This is a genomic window from Herbaspirillum sp. 1173, assembly GCF_031455335.1.
GTDB classification, from domain to species: domain Bacteria; phylum Pseudomonadota; class Gammaproteobacteria; order Burkholderiales; family Burkholderiaceae_D; genus Herbaspirillum; species Herbaspirillum huttiense.
In genome coordinates this window covers 246,611-266,041 of the sequence record NZ_JAVDSP010000006.1, presented here as the reverse complement: position 1 = coordinate 266,041, position 19,431 = coordinate 246,611, and the positions used below count along the sequence as shown (strand labels likewise).

The 19,431-nt window shown below is 63.4% G+C and carries 17 protein-coding genes and 1 riboswitch; of the genes, 7 read left to right on the top strand and 10 right to left on the bottom strand.

What is annotated here, in order from left to right:
* The 4 genes from J2X56_RS19685 to thiC all read right to left on the bottom strand — a co-directional run bounded on the left by J2X56_RS19685 (window position 1) and on the right by thiC (window position 3,879).
* Window positions 1-867 carry a hydroxymethylpyrimidine/phosphomethylpyrimidine kinase gene (locus tag J2X56_RS19685; RefSeq protein ID WP_121042673.1) on the bottom strand — a complete coding sequence of 289 codons (867 nt, stop codon included), beginning with the start codon at window positions 865-867 and terminating at the stop codon, window positions 1-3.
* A gap of 2 nt (window positions 868-869) precedes the next feature.
* A complete protein-coding gene (locus J2X56_RS19680) occupies window positions 870-1,679 on the bottom strand; it encodes a thiazole synthase (protein ID WP_121042671.1) in 810 nt (269 codons plus the stop codon).
* An 80-nt stretch (window positions 1,680-1,759) separates the two neighbouring features.
* Window positions 1,760-1,960 carry a sulfur carrier protein ThiS gene (gene thiS / locus J2X56_RS19675; RefSeq protein WP_121042669.1) on the bottom strand — a complete coding sequence of 67 codons (201 nt, stop codon included), beginning with the start codon at window positions 1,958-1,960 and terminating at the stop codon, window positions 1,760-1,762.
* A 5-nt stretch (window positions 1,961-1,965) separates the two neighbouring features.
* Window positions 1,966-3,879 (bottom strand): phosphomethylpyrimidine synthase ThiC, encoded by a 1,914-nt coding sequence (thiC, locus tag J2X56_RS19670; RefSeq protein WP_121042667.1) that lies wholly within the window; start codon window positions 3,877-3,879, stop codon window positions 1,966-1,968.
* 95 nt (window positions 3,880-3,974) lie between these two features.
* A riboswitch (TPP riboswitch) is annotated at window positions 3,975-4,085 on the bottom strand.
* Between the two features lie 466 nt (window positions 4,086-4,551).
* On the opposite strand from thiC, the gene J2X56_RS19665 reads away from it, so the two are divergent.
* The 6 genes from J2X56_RS19665 (at window position 4,552) to J2X56_RS19640 (ending at window position 13,167) form a co-directional block, all read left to right on the top strand.
* On the top strand, window positions 4,552-6,306 hold the full coding sequence (locus tag J2X56_RS19665; RefSeq protein ID WP_121042665.1) for an OmpA family protein: 1,755 nt from the start codon (window positions 4,552-4,554) through the stop codon (window positions 6,304-6,306).
* Between the two features lie 43 nt (window positions 6,307-6,349).
* Window positions 6,350-7,936: a hypothetical protein gene (locus J2X56_RS19660; protein WP_310161891.1), complete on the top strand. Its 1,587-nt coding sequence runs from the start codon at window positions 6,350-6,352 to the stop codon at window positions 7,934-7,936.
* A complete protein-coding gene (locus J2X56_RS19655) occupies window positions 7,933-8,775 on the top strand; it encodes a hypothetical protein (protein ID WP_121042661.1) in 843 nt (280 codons plus the stop codon). The genes J2X56_RS19660 and J2X56_RS19655 overlap by 4 nt, the downstream gene beginning before the upstream one ends.
* A 115-nt stretch (window positions 8,776-8,890) precedes the next feature.
* Complete coding sequence (locus J2X56_RS19650; RefSeq protein ID WP_134040280.1) at window positions 8,891-9,565, top strand: flagellar biosynthesis protein; 675 nt, start codon at window positions 8,891-8,893, stop codon at window positions 9,563-9,565.
* Between the two features lie 175 nt (window positions 9,566-9,740).
* Entirely contained in the window at window positions 9,741-12,551 is a 2,811-nt protein-coding gene (locus J2X56_RS19645; RefSeq protein ID WP_204726160.1) for a valine--tRNA ligase, read from the top strand.
* A 151-nt stretch (window positions 12,552-12,702) separates the two neighbouring features.
* The gene (locus J2X56_RS19640) at window positions 12,703-13,167 is read left to right on the top strand and encodes a DUF2147 domain-containing protein (RefSeq protein ID WP_209568173.1); all 465 of its coding nucleotides are present in this window, start codon (window positions 12,703-12,705) and stop codon (window positions 13,165-13,167) included.
* Window positions 13,168-13,177: 10 nt separating this feature from the next.
* On the opposite strand, the gene J2X56_RS19635 is transcribed toward J2X56_RS19640, so the two are convergent.
* The 4 genes from J2X56_RS19635 to ruvA all read right to left on the bottom strand — a co-directional run bounded on the left by J2X56_RS19635 (window position 13,178) and on the right by ruvA (window position 16,334).
* Window positions 13,178-13,633, bottom strand: coding sequence for a YaiI/YqxD family protein (locus J2X56_RS19635; protein WP_310161886.1), 456 nt, complete (start codon window positions 13,631-13,633; stop codon window positions 13,178-13,180).
* A 19-nt stretch (window positions 13,634-13,652) separates the two neighbouring features.
* On the bottom strand, window positions 13,653-14,495 hold the full coding sequence (locus J2X56_RS19630) for a 2-keto-4-pentenoate hydratase (RefSeq protein ID WP_199725087.1): 843 nt from the start codon (window positions 14,493-14,495) through the stop codon (window positions 13,653-13,655).
* Window positions 14,496-14,675: 180 nt separating this feature from the next.
* Window positions 14,676-15,731, bottom strand: coding sequence for a Holliday junction branch migration DNA helicase RuvB (ruvB, locus tag J2X56_RS19625; RefSeq protein ID WP_034341561.1), 1,056 nt, complete (start codon window positions 15,729-15,731; stop codon window positions 14,676-14,678).
* 24 nt (window positions 15,732-15,755) lie between these two features.
* Window positions 15,756-16,334: a Holliday junction branch migration protein RuvA gene (ruvA, locus tag J2X56_RS19620; protein ID WP_034341563.1), complete on the bottom strand. Its 579-nt coding sequence runs from the start codon at window positions 16,332-16,334 to the stop codon at window positions 15,756-15,758.
* A 113-nt stretch (window positions 16,335-16,447) separates the two neighbouring features.
* Between ruvA and J2X56_RS19615 the strand changes: the two genes are divergently transcribed.
* Window positions 16,448-17,389, top strand: a complete 942-nt coding sequence (locus J2X56_RS19615; protein ID WP_310161881.1) for a DUF808 domain-containing protein — start codon at window positions 16,448-16,450, stop codon at window positions 17,387-17,389.
* Here the strand turns inward: J2X56_RS19615 and ruvC are convergent.
* Both ruvC and J2X56_RS19605 read right to left on the bottom strand, forming a co-directional pair.
* Window positions 17,386-17,928 carry a crossover junction endodeoxyribonuclease RuvC gene (gene ruvC / locus J2X56_RS19610; RefSeq protein ID WP_034341567.1) on the bottom strand — a complete coding sequence of 181 codons (543 nt, stop codon included), beginning with the start codon at window positions 17,926-17,928 and terminating at the stop codon, window positions 17,386-17,388. The genes J2X56_RS19615 and ruvC overlap by 4 nt on opposite strands.
* A 36-nt stretch (window positions 17,929-17,964) precedes the next feature.
* Complete coding sequence (locus J2X56_RS19605; RefSeq protein WP_121042649.1) at window positions 17,965-19,431, bottom strand: FAD-binding domain-containing protein; 1,467 nt, start codon at window positions 19,429-19,431, stop codon at window positions 17,965-17,967.

Genomic DNA, 19,431 nt, shown 5'->3' with positions numbered 1-19,431 from the left:
TCAGGCTCCTGCCGCAACGGCGGCGTCAATAACAGGTTCAAAGGCAGGCACGCGATTGGGGATGCGCTGCCCCTCGGCAATCGCATAGGACGTCGACAAGGCCTGCTGCGTGTACTGCTGCGCCAGGTCGATGGCCTCGCGCATCGGCAGGCCGCGCGCCAGGCAGGCCGACAGCGCGGCCGCCAGCGTGCAGCCGCTGCCGTGGAATTCATCAGGCAGCCGGGTCCAGCGCCAGCGCGCGCTCTCGATGGCCTCTTCGGCAAACTCGGAACGGAACATTTGTCCGTACCAGCGATTGATCACATCCTGCTCCTGCGGACCATGGCCGCCCTTGAGCAGCACATGCGCACATCCGCGCTCCATCAGCAGCGCCGCCTGCCGCGGCGGTTCCACATCGCCGCACAAGCGGCGCGCCTCGTTGAGGTTGGGGGTGATGACGGTGGCCAATTCATACAAGGGTTCGATCACGCGCGCAGCATCGTCGCGCGAGAGCTGGTCGCCCTTTCCATTGGCCAGCACCGGATCGAGCACCACCGGTAAATGCGGGTCACGCGCACGCAAGTGTCGGATCAGGCCGGCGATCACTTCGGCATTTTCTCGACTGCCTGCGATGCCCAGCTTGACCGCTGCGATGTCGAAGCGGTCAATCAGCACCTGCGCCTGATGACGCACCAGTTCCGGATCGAGCGCATGCACCGCAAAGACGCTGACGTTGTCCTGCACCGTCAATGCCGTCGGCACCGACAAGGGATGCGCACCCAGTGCCGTGATGGCCGGGATATCGGCCTGCATGCCGGCCCCGCCGCTGGGGTCGGAGCCGGAGAAGACCAGCACGCAGGGTGGCGTGGCGCGATAAGCTGCCTGCATGCTCACGCCACGCGGCCGGCCATCGGCGAGGACGGCGAGGCGGCAAACTTGCGCGCAATGCGTCCAGCGAGGAAGGCTTCGCGGCCCGCCTCCACCGCCAGTTTCATGGCGCGCGCCATGCGAATCGGATCGCGTGCACCGGCAATGGCCGTATTCATCAGCACGCCATCACAGCCCAGTTCCATCGCAATGGCCGCATCGGAAGCCGTGCCCACGCCGGCATCGACCAGCACCGGCACGCGCGCCTGTTCGATGATGAGCGAAAGATTCCAGGGATTCAGAATGCCCATGCCCGAGCCGATCAACGAGGCCAGCGGCATGACGGCGGCCACCCCCAGGTCTTCCAGCATGCGCGCCTGGATCGGATCGTCGCTGCAATACACCATCACGTCGAAGCCATCCTTGACCAGGGTCTCGGCGGCCTTCAGCGTTTCGGGCATGTTGGGGAAGAGGGTTTTCTCGTCGCCCAGCACTTCCAGCTTGACCAGCTTGTGTCCACCCAGCAGTTCGCGCGCCAGTTGCAGCGTGTAGACCGCATCGGCGGCGTTGTAGCAGCCGGCGGTATTGGGCAGGATGGTGAATTCGGAAGGCGGCACCGCGTCCAGCAGGCTGGGCGCATTCGGATCCTGGCCGATGTTGACGCGGCGGATCGCCACCGTAATGATCTCGGCACCGCTGGCGACCGTTGCCGCGCGGGTTTCGTCGAGGTCTTTGTACTTGCCGCTGCCGACCAGCAGACGCGAGCGATAGGTCTTGCCGGCGATGGTCAGGCCCTTGTCCTCGCTCAGGAGGGGGGCGTCGTTCATGTTCATGTCGATTCCTTGTCTGTGAGAGCTGCATGCCACGGGAGGCGGCCGCTGGCGACACGCACGTGCCGCAGCGGAACAATCGTTCATCCGCCTCCGATGGCGCGCACTACGTCTACCTTGTCGGCCTCGGCCAGCGCGCGCGCAGGCCATTGCGCGCTGGGCACCACCTGGCGGTTCACCGCCACGGCCACTGCCTTGCCGGCCAGAGAGAGGCCGGCAATGAGCTGGTCCAGCGTGGCGCCGTCAGGCAGGGGATGAGGCTTGCCGTTCAGTTCGATCTGCATGGCGCTTACTGCTTCGCATAAATCTCGGCGCCCATCTTGACGAACTCGACCGATTTCACCTGCATGCCTTGCTTCAGGGCGTCGATCTCGGAGATGCCTTCCTTGGCGGCGTAATCACGCACTTCCTGAGTGATCTTCATGGAACAGAAATGCGGGCCGCACATGGAGCAGAAATGCGCCACCTTGGCCGAATCCTTGGGCAGGGTTTCGTCGTGGAATTCGCGCGCCTTGTCCGGGTCCAGGCCGATGTTGAACTGGTCTTCCCAGCGGAATTCGAAGCGCGCCTTGGACAGCGCGTTGTCGCGGATCTGCGCGCCCGGATGGCCCTTGGCGAGGTCGGCTGCATGCGCGGCAATCTTGTAGGTGATGATGCCGTCCTTCACATCCGTCTTGTTGGGCAGGCCCAGGTGTTCCTTGGGGGTGACGTAGCACAGCATGGCCGTGCCATACCAGCCGATCTGCGCGGCACCGATGCCGGAGGTGATGTGGTCGTAGCCAGGCGCGATGTCGGTGGTCAAGGGGCCGAGGGTGTAGAACGGGGCTTCGTGGCACTGCTCCAGCTGCAGGTCCATGTTCTCCTTGATGAGATGCATGGGCACGTGGCCGGGACCTTCGATCATCACCTGCACGTCGTGTTTCCAGGCGATCTGGGTCAGTTCGCCCAGGGTGCGCAATTCGCCCAGCTGGGCTTCGTCGTTGGCGTCGTAGATCGAGCCGGGACGCAGGCCGTCGCCCAGGCTGAAGCTGACATCGTAGGCCTTCATGATCTCGCAGATCTCTTCGAAGTGTTCGTAGAGGAAGGATTCGCGGTGATGCGCCAGGCACCACTTGGCCATGATGGAACCGCCGCGCGAGACGATGCCGGTCATGCGCTTGGCCGTCAGCGGCACGTATTGCAGGCGCACGCCGGCGTGGATGGTGAAGTAGTCCACGCCCTGCTCGGCTTGCTCGATCAAGGTGTCGCGGAAGATTTCCCAGGTCAGGTCTTCGGCCTTGCCATTGACCTTTTCCAGCGCCTGGTAGATCGGCACGGTACCGATGGGGACCGGCGAATTGCGGATGATCCATTCACGGGTCTCGTGGATGTTCTTGCCGGTGGAGAGATCCATGACGTTGTCGCCGCCCCAGCGGATGGCCCAGGTCATCTTTTCCACTTCCTCGCCGATGGAGGAAGTGACGGCCGAGTTGCCGATGTTGGCGTTGATCTTGACCAGGAAATTGCGGCCGATGATCATCGGTTCGACTTCCGGGTGGTTGATGTTGGCGGGGATGATGGCACGGCCACGGGCGACTTCGTCACGCACGAATTCCGGAGTGATCTCGGCGGGAATGGACGCTCCGAAAGACTGGCCGGGATGCTGGCGACCCATCAGGTCGGCCAGCTTGTTGCCCATGGGGCCGGAGGCTTTCAGTTGCTCCAGGTATTCCTTGCGGCGCAGGTTTTCGCGGATGGCGATGAATTCCATTTCCGGCGTGATGATGCCGCGGCGTGCGTAGTGCATCTGGGTCACGTTGGCACCGGCCTTGGCACGGCGCGGCTTGCGATGCAGGTTGAAGCGCAGCTCGGCCAGGGCCGGGTCGTTCAGGCGCTGCTGGCCGTATTCGGAAGTCGGGCCGGGCAGTTCCTCGGTGTCGTTGCGTTCCAGGATCCAGGGCAGGCGCGGGGTGGAGAGACCAGCGCGGATGTCGATCTTCACGTCCGGGTCGGTGTAGGGGCCGGACGTGTCATAGACATAGATCGGCGGATTCTTTTCGGAACCGAACATGGCCGGCGTGTCGGCCTGGCTGATCTCGCGCATGGGCACGCGGATGTCCGGGCGCGAGCCGGTCACATAGATCTTGCGGGAATTCGGGAGAGGCTGGACGGCTGCCTCGTCGACGGTGGCCGTCGCGGACAGGAATTTCGGGTTGGCATTCATTTCGGCTCCTTTGCTTGATGACTCATGGCTCGGAGCCAGCAAAGGAGGTTGCGGAAGAGGACGAACGGCGTGGAGTACTGCGGACCGTGGGTGCGTCATGCTGCCGGTTGCTTCCCTTCGCTGGCATTATCCAGATCAGGTTCAAGGGTATTTCTCACCCGGCTGCCAGAGCATGTGCTCCGGTGCCAGGACCCCTAGCGATGCGACGCGGACCGCTTGCGCAGTCCTTGTCGTGGACCGGATTCTACACCGATGGCCAGCGGAGACAAGCGCTGCTTCATGAAAACTGAACTCCTGCAGCATGAGATTCAGGAACGGCAAATCAAGATAATCAAGTAATTATTTGCCATTCATTTAACTAATAATTAAAAATAATCAAATCCTGCCAAGCGAGAAACTTTCTGCGTGATATATTTTCGGCGGGAAAGAAAATGGGTTGCGCCAGAGCAAGCAGTACAGGCAACAAGCGCTTGCGGTCAACCCCATCCAGCCCGCCGCCAACGAGGCGGGCACGAGGGCACGATAAGGCAGCCTGGCACAGGGGCTGGATACGCCGGCTGCCACCGCAACACCAGACGACGCGTCGCACCCGACCGGGTGCATGCTGGGGGGCATGCGCGACTGGCAAGAAGAAATACGGCGATCCCGCTGCGCCGTCAGCAAACAAGAAACATGACTCTGACACTTCGTCGCAAGACGCTGGTGGTGCGCACGCTCGTGGCGGCCATCGGTGCAAGTTTCGTCTCGGGCTGCGCGGTCGATCCGGCCACCGGCAAACCCTCCTTCAAGGAAACCTTCGCCAGCGATGATCCCTGCTCGCAAAACGCGCGCAACATCGGCATCGGCGTGGGCGTGCTGGCCGGCGCACTGCTGGGCCGCCAGGTCGGCGGCGACAACAAGGGGCTGCTGGTCGGTGCCGCACTGGGCGGCGTCATCGGCGGCCTGATCGGCAACGACATGGACAAGCGGCGCTGCGAGTTGTCCAAGATCGCGAAGCAGTATCAGCTCGACCTGCAGATCACGGCGCTGGACAACAAGGGCGAAGCGATCACCACCACCGACAGCGCCAAGGCCAAACAGGAGACGGCGGGATCGGTGGTCGAGATCCGCGATCCGGCCGGGGCCGGCGGCCACTTCGAAAGCAATTCCGATCAGCTCACATCGCGTGCCCGCGATTACTTCACCGCGATCGCCGCCACTTACGACATACGCAAAAGCGCGGCCGAAATACAGGATCCCAACCTGCGCAAGCAATACCTGGAGAAGATGAGCCAGCGCAAGCTGCTGCTGGTCGGGCATACCGACGACACCGGCTCCTCGCGCCTGAATGCCGACCTCTCCGAGCGCCGTGCCCGCGCAGTGTCGCGCTTCATGCAGGAGCACGGCGTACCGGCAGCTTCGCTGTATTTCCAGGGTGCGGGCGAGTTCTATCCGATTGCCAGCAACGACACCGAAGACGGACGATCCAGGAATCGCCGCGTGGAAATCGTCGAGTTGGGCGACAAGGCCAGCTTCGACAACTATCTCGCCGCGCGTCGTCCGCGCGTGGAGTTCTATCGCCAGGAAAAGAGCGACGCACCGACCGTCGCGCAGTCCGGTGCAAGTACCGGGGTCACCGCTGCAGCCGCAACTCAAGGAGTGCCGCGCACGCGTGCGGCCACCAGCGCCAAAAACAACACGGCCAGGACTACCAGGAGTGCGGACGTCGTTGCCAGGGACAATCGCAACGACGGCAAAGGCGATGCGGCAGCCACTGCCCCTGCGCCGAAGACCTCTGCGTCTGCGCCTGCCGCGAACGCACCCGCCAGCGCATCCACCCGTAAAGCGGGGTTGCCCGACAGCGGCGACTGGATCGACTTTGGCGGCGCGCCGCTGATCGCCTCCAGCGACACGGCCGCCATCGGCAAGGTCGAGGGCAAGCGTCCCTTCTCCTCGCTGATCAGCCCGGCCTACGCCGATGAGCCGCCGGTACTGGCCGACTGCACGCGCGACCGGCCGCGCGCAGCCAATGGTGTCAAGTCGTTGGCTGACGGCAAGGCCTATCGCACCAGCGAACACATCCCCGGCCTGTATGGCAAGACCTGGACCGAGCAGGTCAACGGCCATCAGGTGGTGATCAACCGCATCGCCGTGCTGGCGGGCGACGGCACGCTGGCCAACCTGCCCGAGTTCAAGGTCTACAAGAACTACGATGCGGCGCGCCGCACGTCGGCCAAGGCCGATGTCCAGCTGCAGCCGGAGGTCAACACCTACCTGGGCAGCAAGGGCCTGCTGTATCGCATCTTCCTCAAGGGCCAGGGCGGCATGCAGTGCGCCGACATCGTCTTCGATGCCGGTGGTGGCAGCGCGGCCAGGGCCGGACGCCTGGTCTACCTGCGCGCCAACACGCCCTATGCGGCCGACTTCAAGCCCAGGATGTACCAGTAGGCCAGCACCGACAACCACAACACATCAACCGGGGAGCCCCTCAATGAAAGAATTCTTCGACACCTATCCACTGGCGGCCTGGAGCGTGGTGAGCGTTCTCATGGCAGCCGTCGTCATCATGACCCTGTGGGAGCAGGTCAAATGGTGGTGGTTCAACACCTGGGTCCGCTTCCCGCTGGTGGGCCGCATCGCCCGCCTCTCGCGCGACCTCAACGAAGACTCCAGCCTGCCCGGCTGGCACAAGGGCGAAAGCACGCTGTGCCTGGAATACAAGAAGTTCATCCACATCCAGGACGAGCATGACTTCAACGAGAAGGTCACCTATCTGACCAAGTCCGGTGACAACGGCCGCAAGGCCACGCCCAACTGGATCTGGCTGCTGACGATCTCGATGGTGTTCGTCGAAGCGATGGGTTTCTCCTACGTGCTGGCGGGCTACACGCTGCCGGGTGCCAGCGAGAACCTGCAGCAGACCGGGGCTTACGGTATCGCTTTCCTGATCTCGGTGATCCTGGTCGCCTTCACCCACCTGGCCGGACATGAGCTGTACAAGTCAGAGCGCGTCAATCTGGCGCGCCGCCAGTGGAACGAGGCAGGCCGCAAGCAGGAACTCTTTACCGGCACCATTCCGCTGGCCCGTCCGCAATCCAGCGATGACCACAAGCCCACCTTCACCCAGCTGTGCAACCGCGTGGGCTCGCACCCCAGCTACAAGATCACGGTGCTGACCGTGATCTTCGTGCTGCTGGTGGCCAGCCTGGCGACCTACGTCCGCGGCCAGGTGCTGGAGCGCGAGCTGGAAGCACGCGTGACCCTCAGCAGCAATCAGGCCGGCAATGCGGCACGCTCCGCAGCGGGCAGCCTGGACATGTCCGCTACCAATGTGCGACTGCCGGCCGACGATGATGCCGCCAACCGCGCCGCCGACCGCAAGGCCGTCAGCGACGAGGCCGACATTGATCGTCACGGCGGCTGGGCGACCTTCATCGTGCTGGCGTTCGTGTTCGTGTTCCTGCAGATCCTGGGGGTCATCTTCGGCTATCGCTGGGGCTTTGCCGGCGAGAACAGTGCCGAAGCCTATCGCGACATCGGCAGCGGCCGCTATTCCAGCTACAGCGCCGTACGTGAACACTATCGCCGCATCGCCGACACCGCCCAGGCCAGCCTGGCCACGCTGCAGCAGAAAAAGATGATGCACAACAGCACGCATGGCACGTCCGGCCAGCACCTGAGCAAGACCTTCCGCGACTTCATGCAGCAGACCCGTCTGGCCGATGCCGCCGAACGCCAGAGCGAACGCGACTTTGCGCAGACGGTCGCGGCCCAGCAGGCGACGCCCTTGCACGTTCCCGCCCACCCTGCGGCAGCGGCCGCGCCGGTGGCTGCACCGGCCGTGGTGGCAGTGGCTGCGGTGGTACAGGCCCCTGCCGCCCCCGCTGGCACCGACAGCCTGCCGGACGTGATGACGCGCCTGGATGCGCTCGGTGAAGACAAGGAAGCCAAGAAGAAACTGATGGCGCAATTGCCCGAGGCACTCAACGTAGCTGTGCGGGAAGAACTCAAGCGCCGCAAGGACGAGCGCGAACGCAAGGCGCGCGAGGCTGACGCCGAACTGGAGGATCTGCTGTGAGGAACTGGTCTGCCCTCGTCCTGGCCACCAGCCTGCTGGGCGGCAACGCCTGGGCTGGTGCCATCGATGCCATCCCGACCTGCTACGACAACAAGCTGGTGGGGACGGCCCCGGCTGTCGTGGAGTCCGAACTGTTCGTGGTCATCGACCAGACCACCCTGCTCGATGGCGGTCTGAAACAGTCAGTGGCCGACAACCTGAAGCCTTTCCTGGCAGGGGGCAATGCATTCCAGATCATCACCTTCTCCGCCTATACCCAGGGCCATTACACGGAAGTGCTGGCCTCCGGCAAGCTGGATGTACCGATGGAGGCCAGCCGCCGCAATGATGTCTCCAAGACTGCGCTGGCCAAGTTCGACCAGTGCATGGCGCGCCAGCCGCAGCTGGCGGCGCAGGTCGCCGGCGGGGCCTTGCGCGCTGCCTTCGATGGCACCAGCGGCGAGATCGCCAAGTCCGACGTGCTGGCCAGTCTCAAGTCGATTGCCGAACTGAGCCGCAAGTCCAAGGCGCGCAACCGCATCGTGCTGCTGGTCTCGGACATGCTGGAGAACTCCTCGGTGTCCAGTTTCTACGCCGACCGCGGCCACAGCGTGCGCAAGATCGACCCGGCCAAGGAAATGCAGCTGGCCGAACAGAATCAGCTGCTGGGCGACTTCGGCGGGGCGCGCGTGTATGTGATCGGTGCCGGGCTGCTGTCCGAGGATGGCAAGAAGAGCAAGAGCTATCGCGATCCCAAGACCATGCAGGCGCTGGCCGGTTTCTGGAAAACCTATCTGGAAAAGTCCGGTGCACAGCTGGTGGAGTTCGGCCAGCCGGCGCTGCTGAGCCCGATTCGTTGAGCTAGCCAACGATACAAGCTCGTCAGTTGCCTTAACCTGAATGTATAGTAAGGCTCGCGACATTTTCTGATGTCGCGAGAAAATCAACCTCAAAAATCCAAGAATCAGGGGAATCATGAATCAACTCCAGATGTTCAAAGCCGGCGTCCTGCTTGCCGTTTCCATCGTACTGACCGGTTGCGCTACCAGTCGCAGCGAGATCAAGCTGAGCGAACCATCAAGCGCCGCTGCCACCAAGGCCGCAGTGGCCTCCAAGAACAAGACGGTATTGCTGCGGGAAGTCTTCGATGAACGCGTCTTCGAAGATGCCCCCTCGTCGCCGAGCACTCCTTCGCTGGGCTTTGAGGGCTCTGCAAAAAGCACCGCCGAGATCAAGGCGCGGGCGATCGGTCGCAAGCGCAACGGCTTCGGCAAGGCGCTGGGCGATGTGCTGCTGGAAAACGGCATGACGGTGAGCCAGGTGATGCGCAAGAACATCACCACCAGCTTGCAAGAGGCCGGCTTCAAGGTGGCGGTCAACGCTGCTGACGCAGGCGAGGCCCCCATCGTGATCGATGCCCATGTGAAGAAGTTCTGGGCCTGGTTCACCCCTGGTTTCTGGGCCGTCAGCGTGGGAACGCAGATCTCGACTGATCTGGTGGTGCAGAACAAGAACATGCCCATCGTGATCAACATCGAAACATCGGAAAACCATATGGCGGTCACCGAAGGCGTCTGGATCGAGGACATCGACAAGGCGCTCGTGAAGTACCGTTCCGAAGCCACCGGCCGATTCATGGACATGAACTGAACCACAGCAGCTGCTGCAGCTGGTCGAGCAACTAAACAACGGGAGTCTCAGGACTCCCGTTTTGTTTCCGCAAAGAAAAAGGTTGCCCGTCAGCGCCCCGGCCAACGCTGCGCTTGGCCGGTTTGGCGCGCCGTTCCCTTATAATGGATGGTTTCGCAAAAACACACGTCAAATCATGGAATTAGCCAAGTCGTTCGAGCCCGCCGAGATTGAGAAATTCTGGCGCGAGGAGTGGGAAAAGCGCGGTTACTTCGCCGCCACCACCGACGCGGAGAAGCCCTCGTTTTCCATCCAGCTGCCGCCGCCCAATGTGACCGGCACCCTGCACATGGGTCACGCGTTCAACCAGACCATCATGGATGGCCTGACGCGCTACCACCGCATGCGCGGCTACAACACCGCCTGGATCCCCGGTACCGACCACGCCGGCATCGCCACTCAGATCGTGGTGGAACGCCAGCTGGATGCGCAGAAGGTCTCGCGCCACGACCTGGGCCGTGAAAAATTCGTCGAGAAGGTGTGGGAGTGGAAAGAAAAATCCGGCTCCACCATCACCGGCCAGATGCGCCGCATGGGCGCCTCCACCGACTGGGCCCGTGAATACTTCACGATGGACCCGAAGATGTCCAAGGCCGTCACCGAAGTCTTCGTGCGCCTCTACGAGCAGGGCCTGATCTACCGTGGCAAGCGCCTGGTGAACTGGGACCCGGTGCTGGGCACCGCCGTCTCCGACCTGGAAGTGGTGTCGGAAGAAGAAGACGGTTCCATGTGGCACATCAAATACCCGCTGGCCGATGGCAGCGGCCATATCGTGGTAGCCACCACCCGTCCGGAAACCATGCTGGGCGACGTCGCCGTGGCCGTGGACCCGACCGACGAGCGCTACGCCGCGCTGGTGGGCAAGATGATCAAGCTGCCGCTGGTGGGCCGCGAAATCCCCATCATCAAGGATGAATACGTCGACAAGGAATTCGGCACCGGCTGCGTGAAGATCACCCCGGCGCACGACTTCAACGACTACCAGGTGGGCGCACGCCACAACCTGGAAATGATCAGCGTGTTCACCCTCAAGGCTACCATCAACGAGAATTCGCCCGAGAAGTACCAGGGCCTGGACCGCTTCGAAGCGCGCAAGCAGATCGTGGCCGACCTGGACGCGCTGGGCCTCTTGGAACTGGTCAAGCCGCACAAGCTGATGGTGCCGCGTGGCGACCGTACCGGCGTGGTGATCGAGCCCATGCTGACCGACCAGTGGTTCGTCGCCATGAGCAAGCCGGCACCGGAAGGGACCTGCTTCCCCGGCAAGTCGATTGCCGAAACCGCGCTGGAAAAAGTCTCCTCGGGCGAGATCAAATTCGTCCCCGAGAACTGGACCAACACCTACAACCAGTGGCTCAACAACATCCAGGACTGGTGCATCTCGCGCCAACTGTGGTGGGGCCATCAGATCCCGGCCTGGTACGACGAGGATGGCGGCATCTACGTTGCCCGCACCGAAGAAGAAGCGAAGAAGCAAGCCGGTGGCAAGTCCGTCAAGCGCGATGAAGACGTGCTCGATACATGGTTCTCCTCGGCGCTGGTGCCCTTCTCCACCCTGGGCTGGCCGGAAGAAACGCCGGACTACAAGCTGTTCCTGCCCTCCTCGGTGCTGGTGACGGGCTTTGACATCATCTTCTTCTGGGTGGCGCGCATGGTCATGATGACCACGCACTTCACCGGCAAGGTGCCTTTCGATACCGTCTACGTCCACGGCCTGGTGCGCGATGCGTCTGGCCAGAAGATGTCCAAGTCCAAGGGCAACACGCTGGACCCGATCGACCTGATCGATGGCATCGGCGTGGATGAACTGGTGGCCAAGCGCACCGTCGGCCTGATGAATCCCAAGCAGGCGGCTAGCATCGAGAAGGCTACCCGCAAGGAATTTGCGGACGGCATTCCGGCCTTCGGCACCGATGCGCTGCGCTTCACCTTCGCCTCACTGGCGACCCTGGGCCGCAACATCAACTTTGACCTGAACCGCTGCGAAGGCTATCGCAACTTCTGCAACAAGCTGTGGAACGCCACCCGCTTCGTGCTGATGAATACCGAAGGCCAGGACTGCGGTTTCGACGGCCACGAGAAGGGTGTCTGCGACAAGGAAAAGCTGCAGTTCTCCAAGGCTGACCGCTGGATCGTGTCGCTCTTGCAGCGTACCGAAGCCGAAGTCGAAAAGGGCTTTGCCGACTACCGCTTCGACAACATCGCTACCGCCATCTACAAGTTCGTCTGGGACGAGTACTGCGACTGGTACCTGGAAATGGCCAAGGCCCAGATCCAGAGCGGCAATGAAGCGCAACAGCGCGCCACCCGCCGCACCTTGCTGCGCGTGCTGGAAAGCGTGCTGCGCCTGGCTCATCCGGTGCTGCCCTTCATCACCGAGCAGCTGTGGCAAAGCGTGGCCCCGCTGACCGATCGCAAGCCGGATCCGGCGGGCGATTCCATCATGCGCCAGGCCTATCCGCGTCCCGACCTGGAAAAGATCGACACCGATGCCGAAGCCTGGGTTGCCCAGTTCAAGGCCTACACCGATGCCTGCCGCAACCTGCGCGGGGAGATGCAGCTGGCACCGTCCCTGCGCGTGCCGCTGATCGTGGAAGCCGCCGATGCGTCGGCCGTGGAATCCTTCCTGCCTTACCTGCAAGGGCTGGTGCGCCTGTCGGAAGCCACGGTGGTGCCGCAACTGCCGGAGTCGCCGGCACCGGTGGCCATCGTCGGCGAAGTCAAGCTGATGCTGAAGGTGGAAATCGACGTGGCCGCCGAACGTGAACGCCTGGGCAAGGAAGTCACGCGTCTGACCGGCGAGATCGCCAAGGCCAATGGCAAGCTGTCCAATGAAAGCTTCGTGGCCCGTGCGCCCGAAGCCGTGGTGGCGCAGGAGAAGGAGCGTGTCGCCAACTTCAGCGCTACGTTGGAAAAGGTGAAGGAACAGCTGGCCAAGCTCAAGTAAGCCAGCCTGTTTCTTCATGAAGCCGTCGTCCCTTGCGGGGCGGCGGCTTTTTTTGTGCTTGCCTTGCGGCGCGGGCTTGTCTAGACTGGATCGAATAAATTAGAACAATCGTGCTTTTTTATGGCATTCGACTTGATAACAGGAGACAAACATGCCCCGTACTTCCTCCCCTTCCCGTCTGTTCAAGCTGTCGCTGCTGGCAGCCGGCCTCCTGGCCAGCGCCGCTGCCTGGGCCGATGGCTCGCCAGTCGGCCTGTGGAAGAGCATCGATGACGCCACCGGCAAGCCCAAGGCGCTCATCCGCATCAGCGAAAACAATGGCGAACTGAGCGGCAAGATCGAGAAGCTGTTCCGTGCGCCGGAAGAAGACCAGAACCCGGTCTGCCAGAAGTGTGAAGGCGAGCTCAAGGACAAGCCGGTCATCGGCATGACCATCCTGTCGGGCCTGAAGAAGGACGGCGAAGAATACAACGGTGGCCAGATCATCGATCCGGCCAATGGCAAGGTCTACAAGAGCAAGCTGACGGTGGTCGATGAGGGGCAAAAGCTCAATGTGCGCGGTTATGTCGGCATGCCCATGCTGGGCCGCACCCAGACCTGGCTGCGGGAGCAGTAACGCCGGCGCGTCAGGCCGGACGTGAAGCTTTGAGCACGTAACGCTCCAGCTCACGGGCGAAGGCGCGGCCGTCGCTGGCGCTGAAGGCGGCCGGGCCGCCGGTCTCGACGCCGCTGCTGCGCAGCTCTTCCATGAAATTGCGGGTGCTGAGGTGATGGCCGATGTTCTGCGCCGTATAGAGCTCGCCGCGCGGATTGAGCGCCAGCGCGCCCTTGGCCACCACGTCGGCAGCCAGCGGAATATCGGCGGTGATGACCAGGTCGCCGGGTTCACACTGGCGGGCGATTTCCTTGTCGGCCACGTCGAAGCCGGCCGGCACCACCATGGATTTGATGTAACGCGAAGGCGGTGTGCGCAAGGGGCGGTTGGCCACCAGCGTCACGATGATGGTGGTGCGGTCGGCCACCCGGAACAGCATGTCCTTGATGACACCCGGACAGGCATCGGCATCCACCCAGATCGCCATCAGCGCGCGTTCGCCCGCGTCAGACGAAGGACACGGTCAGGCCCGGCAGGGTCACGCCCGAGAAGGCTGTTGTCCAGGTCTGGCCGGGCTCGATGGGACAGGCGTCGGTCCACGTTCCGGTGCTGATGATCTCGCCGGCCTGCAGCTGGCGGAAGCGGGTCTGCTTCTGCAGCAGCTGGTGCAGGTGCCACAGGGCGTGCAGGGGGCTGTCCATCTCGTCATTGCAGAAGCCGGCGGCACGCAGCACGCTGGACGACTCCGTGTTGCAGGACAGAGAGACGCTGGCGCTGGCCAGGATCTGCGGCAGGTGGTGTTTGGTCGCCGAAGACAGCACGTGCGGCTCGCCCACGATCAGGGTGCCATGCAACCCGAAGGCGGCAATTGAATCGGCTACGGTGAATTCCCAGTTGGGGAAGGGACAGACCACGATTTCGAAGCCATGCGCCATCCACTCCAGGCAATCGGCCAGCTCCAGCAGCGATGCGCCGGGGGCCGGGGTCTTGCCGAGCTTGAAGACAATCTCCGGCTCGATGCGCGGCTGCACCGCACCGGTGAGCGATTGCGCGCCGTGATTGTCTTCGGCGAAGCGCACCGTGGCATCGTACATAGGTGCCCAGGTCGGAATGCGCGCTTCATCGATGATGCCGTAGCGCTCCCAGTTCTTGCGCACCACAAACCCGATCTTGCGGCCGATAGGCTGCTCGCCCTGGGCAACGCGGATATTGCGGATGTTATGAGCGATTTCGTAGGCGTCTTCGACCGACAGCGGCTCGGACTCGGAAATGCGCGGGATGATGCGGGACTGAGCGCGGGCATCCAGCAACTGATGCGCGTAGCGGAGGGCTTGGCTCGACATTAGCATGGAGGGCTCACATCGAAAGATAGTGAATAGCTATCCATTGTCGATGACGATTAATTTTTGCACAAGCAAAAACTCGCTTTTATACGAGATCTGACAAAAATTTCATCAGATTGACCTGCTCCGCGTCATGCTGTTTTTCAATGGCTGCAACAGTCCTGTCCAGCTTGAGAATGGCAGAGCTCATGCGCCCCAGAGTTCACCGTTCGGACCGGTTTGCGGCGCGGTCACGCCGAAATGCTGATAGGCCAGCCCCGTGGCGATGCGCCCGCGCGGGGTGCGCTGCAGGTAGCCTTGCTGGATCAGGTAGGGCTCCAGCACGTCTTCGATGGTGTCGCGTTCTTCACCGATGGCCGCCGCCAGGTTGTCCAGCCCGACCGGCCCACCGCCGAACTTGAAGAGCACGGCCTCCAGCAGCTTGCGGTCCATCAGGTCGAAGCCGACCGGGTCCACGTCCAGCATCACCAGAGCGGCATCGGCCATCTCGCGGGTGATGCGCCCCTCCCCCTTGACCTCGGCATAGTCGCGCACGCGGCGCAGCAGGCGGTTGGCGATACGCGGGGTACCACGGCTGCGGCGGGCGATTTCCAGCGCGCCTTCCTCGACGATGGGGGCATTGAGCAAGCCGGCGCTACGCGTGACGATGCGGGCCAGCTCGGGCGGAGTATAGAACTCCAGCCGGGCGACGATGCCGAAGCGGTCGCGCAGCGGATTGGTCAGCATGCCGGCACGGGTGGTCGCCCCCACCAGCGTGAAAGGCTGCAGGTCCAGACGCACCGAACGGGCGGCCGGGCCTTCGCCGATCATGATGTCGATCTGATAATCCTCCAGTGCCGGGTAGAGGATTTCCTCCACCACCGGCGACATGCGGTGGATCTCGTCGATGAAGAGCACGTCATTGGCTTCGAGATTGGTCAGCAGCGCGGCCAGGTCGCCCGCGCGCTCCAGCACGGGGCCCGAGGTCTGGCGCAGGTTCACGCCCATTTCGCGGGCGATGATGTGGGCCATGGTGGTCTTGCCCAGGCCGGGCGGGCCGAACAGCAAGGTGTGGTCGAGCGGCTCGCCACGCTTGCGGGCGGCCGAAATGAAGATTTCGAGCTGGGCGCGCACCTTTTCCTGGCCGACGTATTCGTCCAGCTGCTTGGGCCGCAGGGCGCGCTCGATGGCTTCCTCGTTGGCCGAGGCCGGGGTGGCGGAGATGATGCGCTGCTCGGAGAAATCGTCGGTCTGGATGCTCATGCTCTAATCCTTGTCTGGCCGGGCTCAGCCCTTGGAGAGCGCCTTCAGGGCCAGCTTGATGCCGTCCGAGACGCTGCTGTCCTTGGGCACCTGCTTCATGGCCAGGGTCGCTTCCTTGTCCGAATAGCCCAGCGCCAGCAGGGCATTGAGGATGTCGGCCGAGGCGTCGCTGTGGACCACGCCGGCCACCGCGCCAAGATCGGCACCGAGCTTGCCCTTCAGTTCCAGCAGCAGGCGTTCGGCGGTCTTCTTGCCGATGCCGGGCACGCGGGTCAGACGGCCGGCTTCCTGCAGGGTCACGGCCTGGGCCAGGTCGGCCACCGACATGCCGGAGAGGATCGACAGTGCCGTGCGCGCGCCCACGCCGGAAATCTTGATGAGCTCCTTGAACGTATTGCGTTCTTCGGCGGTCCCAAAACCGAACAGGATGTGCGCGTCCTCGCGGATGGCCAGATGGGTCAGCAGCGTGACCTTCTCGCCCAGGCCCGGCAGGTTGTAGTAGGTGCTCATGGGCACGGCCACTTCGTAACCGACGCCCTGGCAGTCGACCAGCAGGTTCGGGGGGATTTTTTCTAGAAGAATTCCGGAGAGGCGACCGATCATGGCGTCAGGGATGTGCGTGGGAGGCAGCTTCTGTGATAATCCCGCGATGATACAGCACTGTTCGGATAAACAGTATCCAAGCCCCCCCTCAGAGATGAAGACAAAGGAAAAACATGGCCGGTAGCGCCTTTTTTGCATTGATTGACGACATCGCCACCGTGCTCGATGACGTTTCCCTGATGACCAAGGTGGCCGCCAAGAAGACGGCCGGCGTGCTCGGCGACGACCTGGCCCTCAATGCCCAGCAGGTCGCGGGCGTGCGCGCCGAGCGGGAATTGCCCGTGGTCCGGGCGGTCGCCAAGGGGTCGTTGAAGAACAAGGCCATCCTGGTACCGGCGGCACTGGCCATCAGCGCCTTCATCCCCTGGGCGGTGACGCCGCTGCTGATGCTGGGCGGCGCTTTCCTCTGCTTCGAAGGCTTCGAGAAACTGGCGCACAAGTATCTTCCGCACGATGACGAGCATCATGAAGTCGCGGCCAAGGCGGCGGAGGACGTCGATCCGCTGGTCTACGAGCAGGAAAAGATCAAGGATGCCGTGCGCACCGACTTCATCCTCTCGGCCGAGATCATCGCCATCACCCTGGGTACCGTTGCCGGTGCGCCGCTGCAGCAGCAGATCACGGTACTGGTCGGCATCGCACTGATCATGACGGCGGGCGTGTATGGGCTGGTGGCCGGCATCGTCAAGCTTGATGACGGTGGCCTCTATCTGGTGCAGCATGCGGGCGCAAGCGCCTGGGGACGCTTCAAGGCCGGTATCGGCCGGGCGGTGCTGGCGGCCGCACCGAAGATGATGCGCAGCCTGTCAGTGATCGGGACGATTGCCATGTTCATGGTCGGCGGCGGCATCCTGACCCACGGCCTGCCCTTCGCGCATCACGCCATCGAGGCGGCATCGCAAGCGGTGGAGGGTGTCGCCGTAGTTGGACCGGTCCTCGGGGCGATCACCCCGGCGGTCTTGAATACCCTCTTCGGCGTAGTCGCCGGGGCAGTGGTGCTGGTGGTGGTGAAGCTGGCGCAGCGCGTGCTGTCGCTCTTCAAGAAAAAGCACTAACCGACCAGACGCCCGCCGCGCATGCGGATGCCCTTGCGCGCCAGCGCCGGGGCCAGCGCGCCGAGGTCCGACAAGACTCCCCCCCCATGCGCATGGCAGATCGCCACGCCCAGCGCATCGGCGGCATCGGTACCCGGCAGGCCGGGCAGCTTCAGCAGCCGCGCCACCATCTCCTGCACCTGCGCCTTCTGGGCGCGTCCATGGCCGGCCACAGCTTGCTTGACCTGCAAGGCCGTGTATTCGGCTACCGCCAGGTCGGCGGCCACCAGCGCGCAAATGGCCGCGCCACGCGCCTGCCCCAGCAGCAGGGTGGATTGCGGATTGACGTTGACGAACACTTTTTCGATGGCCGCGCAGTCCGGTGCATAGGACTTCACCACTTCGCCGACGCTGGCCAGGATCACCTTCAGGCGTGAAGGCAAGTCGCCGTCCGGCGTCTTGATGGTGCCGGAAGCGATATAGGAGAGCGTGTTGCCCTGCTTGTGGATGACCCCGAAACCGGTGGTGCGCAAGCCAGGGTCGATACCGAGGATTTTCATGCCCGCCAGTCTAACCGATCAGGCGGGCAACCCGTGTCAGAACAAGACGCCCTGCCCCGGATCCGCGGTTTTCTGGCGCGGGCGGCGCTGGGTGGTCGAGGGCAGGCCACTCTTGCGCGAGCCGTGCTTGTCCTGGATGGCATCGGCTTCCGCCCGCGCGGTACTGCTGCTGCGCTGGCCGTAGAGGGCATCCTTGGCCTGCTTGAGCGCCGTCTTCTCATCGACGATGGGGTCGGGATAAGCGGCCGTGCCGACTTCCGGCACCCAGCGCCGCACGTACTCGCCCAGCGGATCATGATCGCGCGCCTGCTTGGCTGGCGAATAGATGCGCAAGGTATTGATGCCGGTGGTGCCGGATTGCATCTGCATCTGGCTCCAGTGGATGCCCGGCTCAAAATCCAGGAACTGCCGCGCCAGGAACAGCCCCGGCGCACGCCAGTGCAGCCACAGGTGATAGGCGGCAAAGCTGACCAGCATGGCGCGCATGCGGAAGTTGAGCCAGCCGGTAGCGCACAGCTGGCGCATGCAGGCATCGATCATGGGATAGCCGGTACGGCCTTCGCACCAGGCATCGAAACGCGCTTGCGCCTCCACGCCCCACGGACCGCCATCGCCCGGACGCAAGCCATCGAGCGAACGCGCCACATTGCGCCATTCGATATCGGGCTGGTCTTCCAGCTTCTGCATGAAGTGGCAATGCCAGCGCAGGCGGCTGGAGAAACCGCGCAGGCCGTAGGCCAGTTCGCGGTCGGCCGTGTGCTCGATGGCCAGCTCGGTAGCCTGATGCACGCTGCGCATGGAAATGGTGCCGAAGGCCAGATGCGCGCTGAGCCGGCTGCAGGCGTCGGGTGCGGTCAACGGACTGGACATGCCGCGCCGGTAATCGCGCCCGCCGCCGCCGAGGAAGGCGCGCAGCGTATCCCATGCCGCTGCCTCGCCAGCGGGCGGTTGCAGGCGTACCTCGGGCAAACCCAGTGCGGTCAATGTGGGCAGCTTGTCGGGCTGCATCCCTTGCGGTGCACGAAAGCCGACAGGATTGGCAATCTGCGCTGCTTCCATGCGCTGCACCCAGCGCACGGCCCAGCCATCGCGGCTGCGCAGGCGGCGCACCACGCCGGTTTGCGGAAACTCCTGCCACTGCACGCCCTGGATGCGGCTCCAGCGGTTCACCGAAATATCGCGGGCATAGCTCCAGGCAGGGCCGGTTTCTTCGTGGCTGAAGAGATGGGTCACGCCCCATTCGCGACGCAGGGATTCCAATACCTGCACTGCCTCACCAATGCGCAGAAGCAAAGGCAGGCCGCGTTGCTTCAATTCGATCTGCAAGGGGGCGAGGGAACGCAACAGGAAATCCACATGACGCGGATCGCATTCAAAACTCTGCAGCCATGCAGGCTCGATGATGAAGACCGCAAACGCACGCTCACACCGCGCGGCCTCGGCCAGCGCCGCGTGATCGCGCAAGCGCAGGTCGCGCTTGAACCAGACCAGGCCAACGCTCAT

What these genes read in the sequence shown, in the direction of transcription:
- thiC (WP_121042667.1), bottom strand. Translation starts at nt 3,879, where the DNA reads ATGAATGCCAACCCGAAATTCCTGTCCGCGACGGCCACCGTCGACGAG.
- J2X56_RS19650 (WP_134040280.1), top strand. Translation starts at nt 8,891, where the DNA reads ATGAATCAACTCCAGATGTTCAAAGCCGGCGTCCTGCTTGCCGTTTCC.
- J2X56_RS19645 (WP_204726160.1), top strand. Translation starts at nt 9,741, where the DNA reads ATGGAATTAGCCAAGTCGTTCGAGCCCGCCGAGATTGAGAAATTCTGG.
- J2X56_RS19665 (WP_121042665.1), top strand. Translation starts at nt 4,552, where the DNA reads ATGACTCTGACACTTCGTCGCAAGACGCTGGTGGTGCGCACGCTCGTG.
- thiS (WP_121042669.1), bottom strand. Translation starts at nt 1,960, where the DNA reads ATGCAGATCGAACTGAACGGCAAGCCTCATCCCCTGCCTGACGGCGCC.
- J2X56_RS19605 (WP_121042649.1), bottom strand. Translation starts at nt 19,431, where the DNA reads ATGAGCGTTGGCCTGGTCTGGTTCAAGCGCGACCTGCGCTTGCGCGAT.
- J2X56_RS19660 (WP_310161891.1), top strand. Translation starts at nt 6,350, where the DNA reads ATGAAAGAATTCTTCGACACCTATCCACTGGCGGCCTGGAGCGTGGTG.
- ruvC (WP_034341567.1), bottom strand. Translation starts at nt 17,928, where the DNA reads ATGAAAATCCTCGGTATCGACCCTGGCTTGCGCACCACCGGTTTCGGG.
- ruvA (WP_034341563.1), bottom strand. Translation starts at nt 16,334, where the DNA reads ATGATCGGTCGCCTCTCCGGAATTCTTCTAGAAAAAATCCCCCCGAAC.
- J2X56_RS19630 (WP_199725087.1), bottom strand. Translation starts at nt 14,495, where the DNA reads ATGCTAATGTCGAGCCAAGCCCTCCGCTACGCGCATCAGTTGCTGGAT.
- J2X56_RS19615 (WP_310161881.1), top strand. Translation starts at nt 16,448, where the DNA reads ATGGCCGGTAGCGCCTTTTTTGCATTGATTGACGACATCGCCACCGTG.
- J2X56_RS19680 (WP_121042671.1), bottom strand. Translation starts at nt 1,679, where the DNA reads ATGAACATGAACGACGCCCCCCTCCTGAGCGAGGACAAGGGCCTGACC.
- J2X56_RS19685 (WP_121042673.1), bottom strand. Translation starts at nt 867, where the DNA reads ATGCAGGCAGCTTATCGCGCCACGCCACCCTGCGTGCTGGTCTTCTCC.
- J2X56_RS19640 (WP_209568173.1), top strand. Translation starts at nt 12,703, where the DNA reads ATGCCCCGTACTTCCTCCCCTTCCCGTCTGTTCAAGCTGTCGCTGCTG.
- ruvB (WP_034341561.1), bottom strand. Translation starts at nt 15,731, where the DNA reads ATGAGCATCCAGACCGACGATTTCTCCGAGCAGCGCATCATCTCCGCC.
- J2X56_RS19635 (WP_310161886.1), bottom strand. Translation starts at nt 13,633, where the DNA reads ATGGCGATCTGGGTGGATGCCGATGCCTGTCCGGGTGTCATCAAGGAC.